Raw genomic sequence first — 16,658 nt, 5'->3', positions numbered from 1 at the left:
AGACGCGAGCGGGATCGATACCCCCACTTCAACTGATGGCAGGACAATGAATCGGCAGGGTTTCAAGAAAGCGCTTATCGTCGTGCACGACCTCGTCATGACGGGCGTCGCCGTCGTCGTGACCTTTTTCGTCCGCTTCGAGGGCCCGCACCTGGCTGAGCGCCTGGTCTATCTGCCGGCCTTCCTGCCGTTCTTCATCGTCTTCGCGAGCATCGTCTACTGGTTCTTCCATCTCTACCGGTCCAAGTGGCGCTTCGCCTCCCTGCCGGACCTCTTCAACATTTTTCGGGCCTCGACCGTTCTGGCGCTGACGCTGCTGGTCATCGACTACATCGTTCTCTCGCCCCAGCTCTTCGGTTCCTTCTTCTTCGGCAAGATCACCATCGCCCTCTATTGGCTGATTCAGATGTTCCTGCTGGGAGGCCCGCGTCTGGCGTTCCGCTATTTCAAATACGCCCGCTCCCGCAATACCCTCGACCGGAACGCGAGCACGCCGACCCTGCTCCTGGGCCGGGGCACCGATATCGAGATGATCCTCCGCGCCATCGAGACGGGGACGGTCAAGAAGATGCGCCCGATGGGCATCCTGTCGTACCGCGCCGACGATCTCGGGCAGTCGATCCGTGGCGTGCCGGTCCTGGGCACCTTCGCCGATCTCGATCAGGTCGTGCAGGATTTCCAGGAGCGGGGAGACGTCATTCGGCGTCTCGTGGCGACTCCGAGCGCCCTCTCGCCGGAGGCTCATCCGGACATGCTGCTGGCCCGCTCCCGCCGGCTCGGCCTGCCTCTCGTGCGCGTCACGAGCCTGGGCGAGGGAATGCGGGACGCGGAGCTGGCGCCGCTGGAGATCGAGGATCTCCTGCTGCGGCCGACCGTGCAAATCGACCGGCGGCGTCTCGAGACCTTCATTCGCGGCAAGCGCGTGCTCGTCACCGGCGGCGGCGGCTCCATCGGGTCTGAAATCTGCACCCGGGTGGTGGCCTTCGGGGCCAGCGATCTCATGATCGTGGAGAGCTCGGAGCCGTCCCTGTACCACATCCTCGAGAACCCGACGCTCCTCTCCAGCGACACCAACGTCGACGGCGTCATCGCCGATGTGCGCGACCGGGAGCGGATCCGCCAGATCATGGGCGATTTCGCCCCCGACGTGGTCTTCCACGCCGCCGCCCTCAAGCATGTCCCCTATCTCGAGCGGAACTGGACCGAGGGCGTGAAGACCAACGTGTTCGGCTCCGTGAACGTGGCCGATGCCGCTGTGGAAGCCGGGGTCGGCCAGATCGTGATCATCTCCACCGACAAGGCCATCGATCCCGTTTCCATGCTCGGCGCGACCAAGCGCCTGGCCGAGATGTACGCCCAGGCCCTCGATGCGGAGTTCCGGGCCCATAACGGCGCGCCGCGCCTCATCGCCGTGCGCTTCGGCAACGTGCTCGGCTCGGTCGGGTCGGTGGTGCCGAAGTTCAAGGCGCAGATCGCCCGCGGCGGGCCGGTCACCGTCACGCATCCCGACATGGTGCGCTACTTCATGACCACCCGCGAGGCGGCCGACCTGGTGCTGACCTCCGCCTCGCACGCGGATGACGGGCGGCGCATCCCCTCCCACGAGCAGGTTTCCTACGAGCGCGCTTCGGTCTACGTGCTGAAGATGGGTCAGCCCGTGCGCATCTACGAGCTCGCCGAGCGCATGATCCGCCTCGCCGGCTACGAGCCCGGGGACGATATCGAGATCGCCGTCATGGGAACCCGTCCGGGCGAGCGCCTGCACGAGATCCTGTTCGCCCGGGACGAGCCCATGGCCGAGATCGGCATCGACGGCGTCATGGCGGCCAAGCCCATCTTCGCGGACCGGGCCAAGGTCGGCCAGTGGCTCGATGCCCTGGACGAGGCCATCGCCGCGGGCGACCGGGCGGCGGCCGAGCGGGTGTTCGAGGAGGCAATTCCCGAATTCAAGCGCCGGAAGCAGAGTCTCCCGCCTGCCGCGCCAGCCGAGCCAGCCCGTCTGGCGTCCGGTTGACCGGCTGCCAGCCGAGGGACTTCAGCGCCTCCGGGCTCGCGACGAGAGAGCCGGCGAGGCGCTGATAGGCTTCCGCCCTTCCCATCAGCGTTGCCACCGCGCCGAGCGCGAAGGAGGGCACGGGAAGGAGGCCCGGGCCGCGCCCCAGCCCCTGGCGCAGGGCCGCGATGATCTCGGGCACGGTCACGGGTTCCGGATCCGCCGCGATGAACGGTCGCCTCAAGGGACCTTCCGCCCTCAGGAGGGTGTCGAGGGCTGCCGTCAGATTGTCGAGCGAGAGCAGCGAGCGTCGGGCCTTCAGGCCGCCGAGGGGCAGGGGCAGGGAGGAGCGGGCGAGATCCAGGAGAGCCGCCATGTTGCCCTTCACGCCGGGCCCATAGACGAGAACCGGGCGAAGCGCCGCCCAGTCCAGCCCGAGTTCGGCCAGGCCCCTTTCCGCTTCGAGCTTTGAGCGGCCATAGGCGTCCGTGGGTTCCGGGGCCATGGCTTCCGTAAGGACTCCCTCGGCCACCGGGCCGCTCTGCGCCCGGATGGAGGACAGGAAGACGAAGCGTTTGACGCCCGTCCGCTCCGCCGCCTGGGCGAGCTTGATGGTCGCTTGCGTGTTGATGGCGCGGTAATCGTCGTCGGGGCGGCCGGACATGGCATGGGCGAGGCCCGCCGAATGAACCATCATGTCCACGTCGCGCAGGGCCGCCGCCATGTTCTGCGGCGAGGCGATGTCGCCGATCACGGCGCTCGACGCGCCCTCCGGCACCTCCGAGGGGCGGCGCAGGAGCACGCGGACGCGATAGCCGCGCTTCGGCAGCTCGGCGAGGAGATGGCGGCCGATGAAGCCCGTTGAGCCGGTGAGAGCGATCAAGGGGGCATTCATCGGGAAACCTCCACGGTGGCCGTCGTGCGGGGATGGGAAAAGCGCCGGAGAACCAGGCTGACGAGAACGGCCCCTGCAGCGAGGGCCGCCATCTGCACAACGCCCGAGGGCCAGAGAAGTGTCACGGCCGCGAGGCCGGCCAGCGCCAGATTGAGCACGAACACATGCGTGATGACGGACAGGACCGGAAAGCCGTTGTCCGTGGCGCGCTGGTAGAAATGGCTGCGATGCGCCTCCCACACGCGCTCGCCCTTCGCGAGGCGGCGGAACAGGGTGATGGTGGCATCCATCAGGTAATAGAGCGGCAGCAGGATCGCGGCGGCGAGCGCCCCCGTTCCGGCAAGTTCGAGCAGCATCCAGCCAACGAGCAGGCCGATGGACAGCGACCCGACATCGCCCAGGAAGATCTTCGCGACAGGTTTGTTGAAGGGAGCAAAGCCGAGAAGAGCACCGCAGAGAGCCGCCGCGAGAACGGCGACCCACATCGGCAGGAGACCGACCGGACCGAGACCTGCGATGAGTGCCGTGAGGGGCACCATTTCAGAGACCGTCATCCAGTCCAGGCCGTCCATGAAGTTCACGAGATTCACGAACCAAACGCCGCCGAAAACGAGAAGAAGGCGCTCCAGGACGGGCGGGATGGTCTCGGGGAAAAGGCGAATGCCCGGCTGCAAGACCACCATCAGAACGACGATGAACTGCAAGCAGAGCCGGAACCAAACAGGCATCGGCCTGATGTCGTCGGCGGCCCCGACGACAGCAAAGGCTGTCGCTGCCCCCAGGACGATCAGGAACTCGAACAAGGGCAGGACGAGAAAGAGGGCCGCGCCTCCGGACACGAAGATCGTCGCAATCAGAATCCCGATGCCCGCGCCTTGCGGCGTGGGCGTCTTGTGGCTCGAACGCGCATTGGGTCGCGCCAGTGCATACCGGATCAGCAGCGGCTTCAAAGCATGGGTGAGAACCGCCGAGAGGATCGCCGCCGCAATCAAGGACAATACGACGATCATCTCACGCCCCGTGATATTCGCGATACCACCGGACGAATCGATTGACGCCCTCCGCCAGCGAGGTCGAGGGCGCGAAGCCCACGTCACGGCGCAGGTCCGTCACATCGGCGCGCGTCTCCAAAACGTCGCCGGGCGGCAGGGGCACGTCCACGCGGTTGGCCTTCCGGCCCAAGGCGTTCTCGATCAGGGCGATCAGGTCGTTCACCTCTTCCGGGCTGTCGTTGCCGATGTTGTACACCCGGTGCGGCGCCGCGCTCGTGGCCGGGTCCGGATGCTCGGCATCCCAGGTCGGATCTGCCGCGGGCGCTTTGTCCACCAATCGCACGATGCCTTCCACGATGTCGTCCACATAGGTGAAATCGCGCCAGACCTTGCCCGCATTGGCCACCTGGATCTCGCGGCCCTCGGCGATGGCATGGGTGAATTTGTACACGGCCATATCGGGTCTGCCCCAGGGGCCGTAGACGGTGAAAAAGCGCAGGCCCGTGCTGGGAAGGCCGAACAGCGCGGCATAGGAATGGGCCATCATCTCATTGGCCTTCTTGGTGGCCGCATAGAGGCTGATCGGGTGCTCGGTGCTCTCATGCTCGGAGAACGGCAGATTGCGGTTCGCGCCGTAGACCGAGCTCGACGAGGCATAGACCAGGTGCCGGGCTCCCCCGTGGCGGCAGGCCTCCAGCATGTTCATGAAGCCGATCAGGTTCGACGAGGCGTAGGGCATGGGATCGACGAAACGCACGCCGGGCTGGGCGGCGAGATGGATCACGCGCTCGAAGCGGTGGCGCCGGAAGAGGTCGTGCACGGCCTGCGCATCGGAGAGGTCGACCCGCTCGCCCGAAAAGAGGTTGCGCGGGGCGAGCCTGGCGAAGCGGGCCTCCTTGAGGGCGACGTCGTAATAGGGGGTGAAGCAATCGACGCCCACCACCTGGCGGCCCTGCGCCAGCAGGCGCTCGGCCACGTGATAGCCGATGAAGCCGGCCGCTCCGGTCACGAGGATGGGTGTCGACATGAAGAATCCGCCCGATGCTCACTCTGTTCGTGAGCGCATCGTGAGACGCGGACAACCGGATCCACTCGTCCGCCCGATGCGCTAGACGGCGGGCACCTTAGCGGCCTTCGGGCAATCCGCAACCGCTTCTCTGCCGGAGGCGTCCAGGATCACCGATTGCCGCTCGCGCGCCACGAAGGCGCTCGGCATCACCGTCTGCATTTCGGCTTCCAGGGCGCGGATGAAGGCATCGTCGTGGCCCGGATAGAGGTGGAAGATGGCGATGGCCTTCACGCCCGCAGCCTTGGCGAGCTCCACGCCCTTCTCCCAGGTGGAGTGCCCCCAGCCCCGGCAGCGCGGATATTCGGCTTCGGAGAACATCCCGTCATAGATCATGAGGTCCGTGTCACGCACGAAATCCGCGAGGGGCTGATCCGGCCACGCTTCGGTATGCTCCACGTCGCTGATGTAGCAGACGCTGCGTCTGCCGTAACGGAAACGGTAGCCCGTCGCCCCGCCCGGATGGTTCAGGGAATGGGTGTCGACGACGGCGCCATCGTCGAAGGTCAGGGTTTCCCCGGCCTTGAAGCCCACATGCTCGAACCGGGCCGGAAACTGGCTCAGGCGCACTGGAAAGAGCGGCGGCGAGAACAGCTTGTCGAGGGAATCCATGGCGCTGTCGCCATCGAGATTGCCGCAATAGGTGCGCACCAGCCGCTCCTTGGTGAGAGCGGGCTTGAAGAACGGCAGGCCGCCCACGTGATCGAGATGCAGGTGGCTGAAGAGAATGTCGATCGTGTCGGGCACGTCCTCGCCGAGCGCGCCGCCCAGGGCCGAGATGCCGGTTCCTGCATCGACGATGAAGAGGCGCTCGCCGCAGCGGATTTCCACGCAGGCCGTGTGACCGCCGAATTCCATGAACTGAGGCCCGGAAGCGCAAGTGGAGCCGCGGGTGCCCCAAAAGCGGACCTGAAGCGCGTCAGAAGATGCAACTCGGCTTACCATTCGTGAATCATGCCCGGTCGAAAACCCCGTTTCAGTGCGGTACCGCACATGCCGATCAAATGACCTCAGGAAATTCCGGATAGCAAGTGCAGGTCTTCATGCACTCAGTGCCTCCAGTTGTCGCGTGCGGGGAGCCAGGACGGGCTCACCGCGCTCGAAATGGATAACGGCATCGAAGGGCGGATGATCCATGGCCGGGGAAACGGAGGGCGTCACGACGATCAGCCCGCGCCCGACCATGGTCCGCCGAAGGGCCGTCACCAGACGGTCGGCGGCAGGGCCCGGCAGGCCGTCGAGCGCCCGCTGGACCACGAGAATGCTCGGCCGGCGCACGAGGCAGCGCACCAGATCGACGGCGGCGATCTCGGTCAGGGTCAGGTCGTCGCCCTGAACGTCGATCGGAAGATCCAGGCCGATGCGCGACACGTCGCCATCGAGGCCCCGCTCGGTGAGCACGCGGCGGATGACGCCCTGCACGGCCTCGGCCGCGCCGGCCTGATCGGCGGCGATGCGCCCGAAAAGCAGGTTGTCCTGCACGCTCGCCGCCGAACAGAAGCTCGATCTGTCGTAGAATTCGATCGACGGTTTCAGGCTGACCGGCAGCATGCGGGCGAAATCGCCGCGCGCCGTCAGGATCCGCGCTTCGAGCGCCTCGTCGAGCAGGCCCAGGCGATGGCGGCTTTCGTTGTAGCGCAGGGCGAGACCGATCAGGCGCTCCTGATCGCGCCCCGGCCGCCTCTGGCCGCTCTGGCGCTCCACGAGGTCCTGGAAATAGGGGCGGTCGGCGGCGGAGAAGAACGAGAAGCGCTCGAAGAGCGGATGCCCGTCCGGAACGTCGGCGAAGATTTCCACCATGCTCGACGCGATGGAGAGGCCGATCTGGCTCAGGGCTTTCGTGAGATCGTTCGCCTCGAGGATGGCGCGGACGTAAGGGTGGGCGGAGAGCCTGCCCTCCCGGAACGTGTCGCCCACCGGCTTTCCGAACAGAAGGTTCTCGCCGATCGTGGCGTAGCGGTTGTAGCGCGCGGCATCGAAGGGGTCGACGAAGCGGTCGAGGCCTTCGTCCCTCAAGGCGTCCTGCACGAACCGCCGCGCCTCCACGATGGCCGCCGCAGTCGCGGTCTCGCGCTTGGGGTCGAGGGTCCCGGACAGGCCGCGCGCATGGGTGAGCCGGTCGAGGCCCGTGACGGCGATGGCTTCCGAGAGACGATGTTCGAGTTCCTCCGCGGGAGCCCGGCAGCCGTAGAGAAGGTTCTCCCGCAGGCTGCCCTCGATGAGCACGGTGTCTCCCGCGAATGCGATGCGCTGGCTGCGTTCGAAGGGGTTGGCCTCGGCCAAGTCCACGCCGCCAAAGGTGATGCGTCCGACCGACGGGTGAATCTGACCGCTCACGAGGGCGGCGAGCAGCCGCGGACCGGAATCGCCTTCGCCGACGAGGGCGACATGGGACGGGAAGGCCAGGTTCAGGTTGACGGAGGTAATCCGCGCGCCGCTGGCGGGGTCGTAGGCCGAGACGCCCCGGGCCACGAGCGCGCCGTTCTCAGGAAGCGGGGCCTTGCCCTTCTTGACCTCGCGCGGCTTAAGGGCGGACAGGCTCTGTCCGACATCGGTCAGCAGGGCGCGGGCGCGCGCCGCCATGCGCTGCCATTGCACGATCTCGCGCACCCCATAGGCCGCGAGCGCGGAAGCGAGTGCGCAGGCCGCCACGGTGCCAGCGGTCAGCGGGCGCGCCTGCGCGAACCAAGCCCCGAGCGCCAGCACCGCCACGGGCGCGAGCATCAGAACGACGGCCGAGGTGGAATCGACGAGGGCCAGCCGGTATTCGCGCCGCATCACGGGACGATGCCCTTCGTCGAGGAGGCTGCGCACCCGGTCCCGCTCGTAATAGCCCGTGCCGTGGGCGCGCATGGCCGGAATGCGGTGTTCGAGACCGGCGAGGATCCCTTCGGCGACCACGCCTTCCCTGTTGCGCGCATAGGTGGCGTCGAAGCGCAGGAGCGCCCGCCGGGCGTTCAGGACGGCGCCGACCGCGAGGACCACGGCGAGGGTGGCGCCCAGGGCCCAGTCCATGACGAGCACATAGGCGAAGGACAGCCCGATCATGCCCCCGAGCTTGACCGGAACGAAGAGACTGAGGCCGAGCACCGAGTTCTCGCGGGCCAAGCCATGGGCGGCAAGCGCCGTGGCGGTCGTAAGATCGTCCTGCGCCGAGGGAGGAGCCTTGAGGATGGCTTCGAGCGCCTGCGCGCGAAGCGCCGCCAAGGCGCGGGAGCCGATGCTCACGCCGATCCAGTCCAGCGGGATCAGCAGCAGCGCGATCAGGAGCGGGATGAGGAGGATGCCGCCGATGGACGCGAGCGCGAGGGCCTCGGGATGGAGCGCGAACCCCGGAAACAGGACGAGCGGCTCCGGCCAGAGGCTGGCCGGAGGCGTGAAAACGATCCGCAGCAGGGCGGCCGGGGCGGCGCGGTCTCCCGAAACGGCCCGCTCCACGACGGCGCGGATCAGTTCGAGGCCGCCGAGCAGGAGGAGGCCCGACAGGGCCAGAAGCGCGAAACCCAGCACATGACGGAGCGGAGAGGTTTTCCACGCCAGGCGCAGCGGATCGCGCTCCATGACATCTCCTTGGGGATAGTTTGCGTAGGCCGAAGAACGCTTGGATCGAATGCGAGGAGGAAACTAGCGAAGGCTCATCGCTCCGACCAGTCCAAACTCCGCCTTTCGCCCCTCGCCGCTGCGGTTTTCGCCTCTATGTCCCCACCAGATGCGTCTCCAGAGAGGGTGATCGGACTTCGATATGTCATCGTCCCTGCCGGTCGATCCGGTTTTCCATCTCGTCCTCGAGGCTCCCGGGCGTGCGCCGTCGCCTGCCTTGCCGAGCCGCCTGAAGAGGCTCTTCAAGGAGCTCGCCCAGGCGGATCCGGAGCACCCGGTGGAGGAGATCGAGGACCAGATCTGGATGTTGTGGAGCTCTCACGAGGACCGCTTGGCGGAGGAGACGCTGGCAGCGGCGGTGGAGGCCATCGCATCGGGCGAGCTCCAAAAGGCCAAGCCCCTGCTCGACCATCTCGTGGCCAAGCATCCCGACTGGGCCGAGGCCTGGAACAAGCGTGCGACGCTCGCCTATATCGAGAAGCGCGATGCGGACAGCCTGCTCGACATCGCCCAGACCCTGCAGCTGGAGCCCCGCCATTTCGGAGCCCTATCGGGCTTCGGCAACGTCTGCCTGCGCCATGGCCATCTCAACGAGGCCCGCGCAGCCTTTCAGATCGCGCTCGCCCTCAATCCGCACATGGAGGAGCTGCGGGACATCCTGGAGAATCTGTCTCCGCACAACCTGATGCTGCATTAGGCAAACGTCGTCCCGACGCGCGACATTGCTGCCGTTGCAGGCCGGGGAAGAGAGGCCCTACTCTGCCCCCATGTCCGAATCGTCTGCCCTGCGCACCTCCAGCATCATCCTTCCCACTGACGGACGGCAATCGCCGGTGGCCGCCGGCGTTCAGCGCGGCGTGCGCCGGCTCTTCGCCGAACTCGGCCACGTGACCCTGCCGGAATTCACGCTCGCCAGCGGACGGCGCGCCGACCTCATCGCGCTCGCGCCCGACGGCGTGCTCACGATCGTCGAGATCAAGTCGAGCGTCGCGGATTTCCGCTCCGACCGGAAATGGCCTGATTACGCGGATTTCTGCGACCGGTTCTATTTCGCCGTGCCGGAGACGGTGCCGTTCGACATTCTTCCGGAGGACCGGGGCCTGATCGTCGCCGACAGCTTCGGGGCAGCGGTGCTGCGGGAAGCCGCGCACCATCCGCTCGCCGGCGCGCGACGCAAGGCGGTGACCCTGCGTTTCGCCCATGCGGCCGCGTCGGCTCTGCATGCGCTGGCCGATCCGGACAGGATCGCGGACGGACGTTTGTAAGGCGGAACTCAGCGCGGTGCGCGCTTGGCGAGGATGCGTTGCAGGGTGCGGCGGTGCATGTTGAGACGGCGCGCGGTTTCCGAGACGTTGCGGCCGCACAGCTCATAGACCCGCTGGATATGCTCCCAGCGAACCCGGTCCGCGGACATGGGGTTTTCCGGCGGCAGGGCGCGCTCCCCCGGCTGTGCCATGAGGGCCGCGTGAATCTCGTCCGCGTCGGCGGGCTTGGCGAGGTAGTCGAACGCGCCCATCTTCACCGCCGTCACGGCGGTGGCGATGTTGCCGTATCCGGTGAGAATCACGCCGCGGGCGTCGGGACGGCGGTTCTTCAGCCGCTCGATGACGTCGAGACCGTTGCCGTCGCTGAGCCGCATGTCGATGACGGCGAAGGCCGGAGGGTCGCTGTCGATCGCGGCAATGCCGTCGGCCACGCTTTCGGCGACGCGCACCTGATAGCCGCGGCCTTCCATGGCGCGGGCGAGACGGGTCGAGAAGGGCCGGTCGTCATCCACGATCAAGAGGCTCTTATCGGCACGATCCTCGAACGCAACGGGTGCGTCGGCCATCAGAACATCTCCTTGCATAATGGAATCATTCCTTCCTGAAACAGGCCGAGCGGCCTGCCCTAGATATGGGAATTCTTCCCCTGTTCTTTGAGAGACCCCTTGGATTCTCCCTGCGGCGAAATCGCCGCACCCTGTTCAAACGCATGACGGGGCCAAACGATCCGTGCGACCGCTCCCGTTGCCGGCGGAGCGGCGTTGGTCAGGGTCAGTTCCGCCCCCGAGCGCTCGATCAGCGTCTTGGCGATGAAGAGGCCTAAGCCCAATCCTCCTCCCTCGTCGTTGTTGGCCTCGGTCCGCTCCGCCGCGCTGCGGGTCGTGACATAGGGTTCTCCCACCCGCAGCAGGATATCGGGCGCATAGCCCGGCCCGTCATCGCGGATCTCGATGAAAACCTCGTGAGGCGTCCAGCGGGCATCGATGGTGACCTGGCTTTCGGCAAAGTCCGTCGCGTTGTCGAGGATGTTGGACAGGCCGTAGACGACGCCGGGGTTGCGCCGGCCCACGGGTTCGGGTCCTTCGCCATGCGCCGAGACACGCACGTCGAAACCCACGGCGCGCTGCGGCTCGACGATCGCCTCGACGAGGTGGCTGAGCGACACGGTTTCCAGGAAACCTTCCTCGTCCTCCTCTCCCATGGAGGTGAGCTTGGTCAGGATCGAGCGGCAGCGGTCCACCTGTTCCTGGAGAAGCCGCAGATCCTCCGCGACGGGACCCTGCTTCGGCAGCGCGTGGCCGAGTTCCTTGGACACGAGGGCGATGGTGGCGAGGGGCGTTCCGAGCTCATGGGCCGCGGCTGCGGCGAGGCCGTCGAGCTGCGAGAGGTGCTGCTCGCGGGCGAGAACGAGTTCCGTCGCCGCAAGCGCCTGGGCGAGCTGCCGCGCCTCCTCGGCGACGCGCCAGGCATAGATCCCGGTGAAGACGGTGCCCAGGAGAATCGCCGTCCAAATCCCTGAAACGTAGAGGAACGGAAGGCTGAAATCCTGGCCGGGAAACCAGGGCAGGGGCTTGTGGGTGAGCACGAGAATAGTGGCGCAGCCGACGGCCAGCAGGCCGAGCGCGAGGGTTCGCTCGGGCGTCAGGGCCGTCGCCGAGATCAGCACCGGAGCGAGGAAAAGCATCGCGAACGGGTTTTCCAGCCCGCCCGTAAGGTAAAGCAGCGCCGCGAGCTGCAGGATGTCGAATCCGAGCAGGGCCGTGGCCGCATTGTCGCTGAGCCGGTGGCTCGCGGGATATTGGATGCGCAGCAGCAGGTTGGTCCATACGGATGCGGCGATGATGAGGAAGCACAGCTCGAAGGGGAGGGGGAATCCGAGGCCGAACCGCACCGCCGCCACCGCCGCCGACTGTCCCGTCACCGCGAGCCAGCGCAGCCTGACCAGCGTGTCCAGACGCAATTGACGAGGCGACGGCTTGGGACTTTTGGATGAGATGGCGGCCATGAATCAACAGAATAGGGCCTTCGGGGCGTTCGCCAAGCAACAGGATAAAGGTCAGGAATCCTAAGCTGGGACGTGGCCACTGATTCGAAGGGAGTAAAGCCCTATTGAACTCAGTTATTTTGATAATGGCGTTGCAATGAGCGAAAGGAACTTTAATCTTTAAATTACGGTTGAGGATAAAGCCTACCCCGTCGCGCGGGAGAAATCAGGCGCCCAGCCTTTGGGGATGTAAAATGAATTTGTCTTATTACTGGTATGATACGGCGCACTGGCTTCTGACACCCGCCCGCGCAGCTTCGGATATTACAAAGCTCTTTTTCGACAACCCGGTCAATCCGCTCAACAACACGCCGTACGGACGCACCGTTTCCGCCGCCTGCGAACTCTTCGAGCGGACCACCCGCCGCTACACCAAACCCGAATTCGGCCTCGGCACCACCGCCCTCGGCAACGAGCTGGTGCCCGTGATCGAGGAGGTCGTGTGGGAGCGCCCCTTCTGCCGGGTGGTCTCCTTCAGGCGCGATCATGCGATCGCCGAGAATCAGCCCAAGCTCCTGATCGTCGCGCCGATGTCCGGCCATTACGCCACGCTTCTGCGGGGCACCGTGGAGGCCTTTCTCCCCACCCATCGGGTGATGATCACGGATTGGGCGGATGCGAGCATGGTGCCTCTCGCCGAGGGCCGCTTCGATCTCGATGATTACATCGATTATCTGAAGGCGATGTTCCGGCAGCTCGGCCCGGACCTTCATGTGATGGCCGTGTGCCAGCCGGCCGTCCCGGTGGTGGCCGCGGTCGCCCGCCTCGAGGCCGAGAACGACCCTGCCGTTCCGCGTTCCATGATCCTCATGGGCGGCCCGATCGATACCCGCCGCTCGCCCACGGCCGTGAACCGGCTGGCCGAGGAGCGCGGCATCGAGTGGTTCAAGCAGCATTGCATCGCCAAGGTGCCGCCGAGCCATCCCGGCTTCTGGCGCGACGTCTATCCGGGCTTCCTCCAATTGTCCGGCTTCATGGCCATGAACATCGACCGGCATCTCACCGCCCATTGGGAGATGTTCAATCACCTCGTGGAGGGCGACGGCGATTCGGCCGAGAAGCATCGCGACTTCTACGACGAATATCTCGCCGTCATGGATCTCACCGCCGAATTCTACCTGCAGACGGTCGACAAGGTCTTCGTCAAGCAGGAGCTGCCCAAGGGCGAGATGATGCACCGGGACGAGCCGGTAGACCTCAAGGCGATTCGCCGCTGCGCCATCATGGCCATCGAAGGCGAGAGGGACGACATTTCGGGCGTCGGCCAGACCTTGGCCGCTCTCGACTTGACCCCTAATCTTCCCTCGGACAAGAAACTCTATCACCTTCAGGCCGGGGTCGGTCATTATGGCGTCTTCAACGGTTCTCGGTTCAGGGCTCAAATCGCTCCTCGAATCGTTGAATTCATTGAGAATCAGGGCTGAGAACCAGCCCGGGCGGCCGCGTCAAGAGCCTGAATCTGTTCTTGATCTGTTCCTGGGAGCGGCAAACGGCTGCGCTGACAGAATCGACGTGAGCGGGCAGATTGCGGACATGAAATCCGCTCTGTTCCGCCGCGTTCCTGCGGACCCGCCACATCTTAAGGTTAGCTACGAGGGCCAGTCGTTCAAGGTGGCCCTGAAACGCCGCCCGACCGCCAAGCGAATCACGCTGCGCGTCTCCCACGCGACCGGCGAGGTCGTGCTCACGATCCCCGAGCGCACCGATGTGGGCCTCGCCCAGAAATTCGCCGACAGCCATGGGGAATGGATCGCAAGCCGCCTGGCCAAGGTGCCGGACCGGGTGCTGTTCGAGCCGGGCGCAGTCGTGCCCCTGCGCGGCGTGCTGCACCGCATCGTCCACTGGTCTTCGATTCGCGGGCTGACCCAGGCCGCCCGCGACAGTGCGGGCGAGCCGATCATCGCCGTCACGGGCGAGGCCACCCATGTGGCCCGCCGCGTGCGCGACTTCCTCGAAGCCGAGGCCAGGCGCGACTTCGCAGCCGCCGTGAAAAAGCATACGGCTCAGCTCGGCATACCCGCCAAGCGGATCACCGTGCGCGACACCAAGAGCCGCTGGGGTTCCTGCTCGGCCAATGGAGCGCTCAACTTTTCCTGGCGTCTCGTCATGGCCCCGCCCTTCGTTCTGGACTACCTCGCCGCCCACGAGGTCGCTCACCTGCGCGAGCTCAATCATTCCCAGCGCTTCTGGAAGATCACCTATCAGCTCTGTCCGCGTACCGACGAGGCGGAGGCCTGGCTCAAGACCTATGGCAGCGCCCTGCACCGTATCGGTTGAGGGCGCAGGCCCATCCGCGCCCTGATTTTGACACCCCTTCCTGGTAGAAGGATGATGTGACCAGGGCACTGGCCCGAAGATCCGGACACGGTCGATGTGGTCCAAGCAGGATCGGGAGCGCGAGCTTCGCGCTCTTCTGACGGCAATCGAAGCGGCCGATGAGCCGCGGAAGAGTCTTGTGGCAAAGACCCTGCGGGAAGCCTGCCCTCGGCTCCAATCGAGCGCCCAGTCCAATGAAACCGTCGACAGGCTGTTTTCGGCGCAGGCCTGGTTGGATCTGGGCATATGGCTGATCGGTTGGGAATTGCCCGATTGGCGCCTCCATCGCGTATCATGCGACGACAGCCGGTGGAGCTGCATGGTCACCCTGCGAGGCCTCGCGCTCAACTGGGTTGAGGACGTCGTCGAATATCAGCACGACAATTTGGCGCTTGCGATCCTCGGTGCCCTTGTCGAGGCCCAGCTTCTGCGAGTAAAAGAGCCGACGTCGAGCAACGTTATCTCTTTCAGAAAGGCGGGGTCGCGCGGCGCCGCGCCCGGCGGCTCCAAGGCCAGCACGGACGACTAGAACGATGTTCCCCGCACAAGGGCTAGGCAATGCCTGCAGTGATCGAAGACCAGACGGTCGGGCCTAAAGCCTCGCCCGCGGCCCCTCACCGTCCCGGTCTCGGGACGCTGGCGCTCGGGACGCTCGGCGTGGTCTACGGCGATATCGGCACGAGCCCGCTTTATGCGCTCAAGGAATCGCTCACCGCGGCGGCCGGAGGCGGCGCCGTCACCCGCCCGATGGTCTTCGGCATCGTGTCGCTGATCCTGTGGGCCCTGATCGTCATCGTCACGGTCAAGTACGTGCTGTTCATCCTGCGGGCCGACAACAACGGCGAGGGCGGAACGCTCACCCTCATGGCGCTGGCGCAGAAGGTAATGGGGCACAACGTCTTCGCCATCACCCTGCTCGGAATGGTCGGAGCCGCGCTGTTTTACGGCGACGCCATCATCACCCCGGCCATTTCGGTGCTTTCGGCCATCGAAGGCCTGACAGTCATCTCAACCGATTTCTCACGCTACGTCCTGCCGCTGAGCCTCGTGATCCTGGTCGGCCTCTTCTCCATCCAGAGCCGGGGCACGGCCCGCGTCGCGGCCTGGTTCGGGCCGATCACGGGCGTCTGGTTCCTCTTGATGGCCCTGGGCGGCGCCGTCCACATCGTCGACGATCCCAGCATCATGGCCGCGATCAGCCCGACTTACGGCATCGCCTTCCTCGCCACGCATGGGACGACCGGCCTGCTGGCGCTCGGCGCCGTGTTCCTCGCGGTCACGGGGGCGGAGGCGCTTTACGCGGACATGGGGCATTTCGGGCGAAAACCCATCCAGGTCGCCTGGCTCGCCCTCGTGCTGCCGTGCCTCGCCATCAATTATATCGGGCAGGGGGCCCTGCTGCTGGCCCATCCGGACAGGATCGAGAACCCCTTCTTCCTGCTCTATCCGGATTGGGCGCTGCTCCCGATGGTCGGCATGGCGGCGATCGCGACCATCATCGCCAGCCAGGCCGTCATCACCGGGGCCTTCTCCATGACGCAGCAGGCGATCCAGCTAGGGCTTCTGCCGCGCATGGAAATCCGCTGGACCTCCGAGACGGAGAAGGGGCAGATCTACGTGCCGCGGATGAATGCGATGCTTCTGGTCGCGGTCGTCTTCCTGGTCATCCTCTTCAAGAGCTCCAGCGCCCTGGCCCATGCCTATGGGCTGGCCGTGACCGGCACGATGGTGGTGACCGCCATCATGGCGTTCGTCGTCGTCTGGAAATTCTGGAAGTGGCCGCTTTGGCTGTCGGCCGCCGTGGTCGCGCCGTTCCTCATCGTCGATTTGGTCTTTCTCGTCGCGAACGCCCTCAAGATTCCGCAAGGCGGCTGGATGCCGCTTCTCGTGGGCGCGGCCTTGATGACGCTCATGCTCACCTGGCGGCGGGGCACACGCCTCCTGTTCGACAAGACCCGCAAGACGGACGTGCCGCTCGTCGAGCTCATCGCCATGCTGCAGAAAAGCCAGCCCTACCACGTGAGGGGCACGGCCGTGTTCATGACGGGCGATCCCGAGACGGCCCCATCGGCGCTTCTGCACAATCTCAAGCACAATAAGATCCTGCACGAGCAGAACGTGATCCTGACGGTGAAGACTGCGGACGCACCGCGCATTCCCGACCATGAGCGGGTCCACATCGAGTCTCTCGGCGACTCGTTCTGGCGCGCGACCATGAGCTTCGGCTACATGGAAACGCCGAACATTCCGCGCGGGCTCGCCCTCCTGCGCAAGCAGGGCCTCAGGTTCGACATCATGACGACGTCGTTCTTCGTCTCGCGCCGTTCGATCCGGCCCGCACTCCACAGTGGCATGCCACGCTGGCAGGACAAGCTGTTCATCACGCTTGCCAAATCCGCCAGCGACGCCACCAAGTTCTTCCAGATCCCCACCGACCGCGTGGTGGAGGTAGGCACGCAGGTGACCGTGTGATGAGGCGTTCGAGCC

General features: G+C 65.8%; 14 protein-coding genes. 7 read left to right on the top strand and 7 right to left on the bottom strand.

Annotation, left to right across the window (positions count from 1 at the left end; genetic code table 11):
• Window positions 1-46: 46 nt before the first annotated feature.
• Window positions 47-2,014: an SDR family NAD(P)-dependent oxidoreductase gene (locus tag ACS5Q0_RS00750; RefSeq protein WP_473124685.1), complete on the top strand. Its 1,968-nt coding sequence runs from the start codon at window positions 47-49 to the stop codon at window positions 2,012-2,014.
• Here the strand turns inward: ACS5Q0_RS00750 and ACS5Q0_RS00745 are convergent.
• The 5 genes from ACS5Q0_RS00745 to ACS5Q0_RS00725 form a co-directional block, all read right to left on the bottom strand.
• Window positions 1,947-2,888, bottom strand: coding sequence for an NAD-dependent epimerase/dehydratase family protein (locus ACS5Q0_RS00745; RefSeq protein WP_473124684.1), 942 nt, complete (start codon window positions 2,886-2,888; stop codon window positions 1,947-1,949). The genes ACS5Q0_RS00750 and ACS5Q0_RS00745 overlap by 68 nt on opposite strands.
• Complete coding sequence (locus ACS5Q0_RS00740) at window positions 2,885-3,898, bottom strand: MraY family glycosyltransferase (RefSeq protein WP_473124683.1); 1,014 nt, start codon at window positions 3,896-3,898, stop codon at window positions 2,885-2,887. The genes ACS5Q0_RS00745 and ACS5Q0_RS00740 overlap by 4 nt, the downstream gene beginning before the upstream one ends.
• Window position 3,899: 1 nt before the next feature.
• The gene (locus tag ACS5Q0_RS00735) at window positions 3,900-4,907 is read right to left on the bottom strand and encodes an NAD-dependent epimerase/dehydratase family protein (RefSeq protein WP_473124682.1); all 1,008 of its coding nucleotides are present in this window, start codon (window positions 4,905-4,907) and stop codon (window positions 3,900-3,902) included.
• Window positions 4,908-4,988: 81 nt separating this feature from the next.
• The gene (locus ACS5Q0_RS00730) at window positions 4,989-5,891 is read right to left on the bottom strand and encodes an MBL fold metallo-hydrolase (RefSeq protein WP_473124681.1); all 903 of its coding nucleotides are present in this window, start codon (window positions 5,889-5,891) and stop codon (window positions 4,989-4,991) included.
• 96 nt (window positions 5,892-5,987) lie between these two features.
• A complete protein-coding gene (locus tag ACS5Q0_RS00725) occupies window positions 5,988-8,507 on the bottom strand; it encodes an ABC transporter ATP-binding protein (protein ID WP_473124680.1) in 2,520 nt (839 codons plus the stop codon).
• 181 nt (window positions 8,508-8,688) lie between these two features.
• Between ACS5Q0_RS00725 and ACS5Q0_RS00720 the strand changes: the two genes are divergently transcribed.
• The gene (locus tag ACS5Q0_RS00720) at window positions 8,689-9,243 is read left to right on the top strand and encodes a hypothetical protein (protein ID WP_473124679.1); all 555 of its coding nucleotides are present in this window, start codon (window positions 8,689-8,691) and stop codon (window positions 9,241-9,243) included.
• Window positions 9,244-9,313: 70 nt separating this feature from the next.
• A complete protein-coding gene (locus tag ACS5Q0_RS00715; protein ID WP_473124678.1) occupies window positions 9,314-9,811 on the top strand; it encodes an MmcB family DNA repair protein in 498 nt (165 codons plus the stop codon).
• Window positions 9,812-9,819: 8 nt separating this feature from the next.
• Here the strand turns inward: ACS5Q0_RS00715 and ACS5Q0_RS00710 are convergent, their stop codons facing one another.
• Together ACS5Q0_RS00710 and ACS5Q0_RS00705 are read right to left on the bottom strand one after the other, a co-directional pair.
• On the bottom strand, window positions 9,820-10,377 hold the full coding sequence (locus ACS5Q0_RS00710; protein WP_370439135.1) for an ActR/PrrA/RegA family redox response regulator transcription factor: 558 nt from the start codon (window positions 10,375-10,377) through the stop codon (window positions 9,820-9,822).
• 59 nt (window positions 10,378-10,436) lie between these two features.
• Entirely contained in the window at window positions 10,437-11,816 is a 1,380-nt protein-coding gene (locus tag ACS5Q0_RS00705; protein ID WP_473124677.1) for an ActS/PrrB/RegB family redox-sensitive histidine kinase, read from the bottom strand.
• Window positions 11,817-12,049: 233 nt separating this feature from the next.
• Here ACS5Q0_RS00705 and ACS5Q0_RS00700 point away from each other — a divergent pair, with 233 nt between their 5' ends.
• From ACS5Q0_RS00700 to ACS5Q0_RS00685, 4 genes are all read left to right on the top strand, one after another.
• On the top strand, window positions 12,050-13,279 hold the full coding sequence (locus ACS5Q0_RS00700; RefSeq protein ID WP_473124676.1) for a polyhydroxyalkanoate depolymerase: 1,230 nt from the start codon (window positions 12,050-12,052) through the stop codon (window positions 13,277-13,279).
• Between the two features lie 109 nt (window positions 13,280-13,388).
• Window positions 13,389-14,132 (top strand): M48 family metallopeptidase, encoded by a 744-nt coding sequence (locus ACS5Q0_RS00695; protein WP_473124675.1) that lies wholly within the window; start codon window positions 13,389-13,391, stop codon window positions 14,130-14,132.
• Between the two features lie 178 nt (window positions 14,133-14,310).
• Entirely contained in the window at window positions 14,311-14,700 is a 390-nt protein-coding gene (locus ACS5Q0_RS00690; protein ID WP_473124674.1) for a hypothetical protein, read from the top strand.
• 38 nt (window positions 14,701-14,738) lie between these two features.
• Entirely contained in the window at window positions 14,739-16,643 is a 1,905-nt protein-coding gene (locus ACS5Q0_RS00685; protein ID WP_473124985.1) for a potassium transporter Kup, read from the top strand.
• Window positions 16,644-16,658: the final 15 nt, after the last annotated feature.

Source organism: Microvirga sp. HS2 (genome assembly GCF_055792805.1).
This window is presented reverse-complemented; position numbering and strand designations above follow the sequence as displayed.

Bases quoted from the DNA above. Each gene is read 5' to 3' on its own strand.
- ACS5Q0_RS00750 (WP_473124685.1), top strand. From the start codon at position 47: ATGAATCGGCAGGGTTTCAAGAAAGCGCTTATCGTCGTGCACGACCTC.
- ACS5Q0_RS00745 (WP_473124684.1), bottom strand. From the start codon at position 2,888: ATGAATGCCCCCTTGATCGCTCTCACCGGCTCAACGGGCTTCATCGGC.
- ACS5Q0_RS00740 (WP_473124683.1), bottom strand. From the start codon at position 3,898: ATGATCGTCGTATTGTCCTTGATTGCGGCGGCGATCCTCTCGGCGGTT.
- ACS5Q0_RS00735 (WP_473124682.1), bottom strand. From the start codon at position 4,907: ATGTCGACACCCATCCTCGTGACCGGAGCGGCCGGCTTCATCGGCTAT.
- ACS5Q0_RS00730 (WP_473124681.1), bottom strand. From the start codon at position 5,891: ATGGTAAGCCGAGTTGCATCTTCTGACGCGCTTCAGGTCCGCTTTTGG.
- ACS5Q0_RS00725 (WP_473124680.1), bottom strand. From the start codon at position 8,507: ATGGAGCGCGATCCGCTGCGCCTGGCGTGGAAAACCTCTCCGCTCCGT.
- ACS5Q0_RS00720 (WP_473124679.1), top strand. From the start codon at position 8,689: ATGTCATCGTCCCTGCCGGTCGATCCGGTTTTCCATCTCGTCCTCGAG.
- ACS5Q0_RS00715 (WP_473124678.1), top strand. From the start codon at position 9,314: ATGTCCGAATCGTCTGCCCTGCGCACCTCCAGCATCATCCTTCCCACT.
- ACS5Q0_RS00710 (WP_370439135.1), bottom strand. From the start codon at position 10,377: ATGGCCGACGCACCCGTTGCGTTCGAGGATCGTGCCGATAAGAGCCTC.
- ACS5Q0_RS00705 (WP_473124677.1), bottom strand. From the start codon at position 11,816: ATGGCCGCCATCTCATCCAAAAGTCCCAAGCCGTCGCCTCGTCAATTG.
- ACS5Q0_RS00700 (WP_473124676.1), top strand. From the start codon at position 12,050: ATGAATTTGTCTTATTACTGGTATGATACGGCGCACTGGCTTCTGACA.
- ACS5Q0_RS00695 (WP_473124675.1), top strand. From the start codon at position 13,389: ATGAAATCCGCTCTGTTCCGCCGCGTTCCTGCGGACCCGCCACATCTT.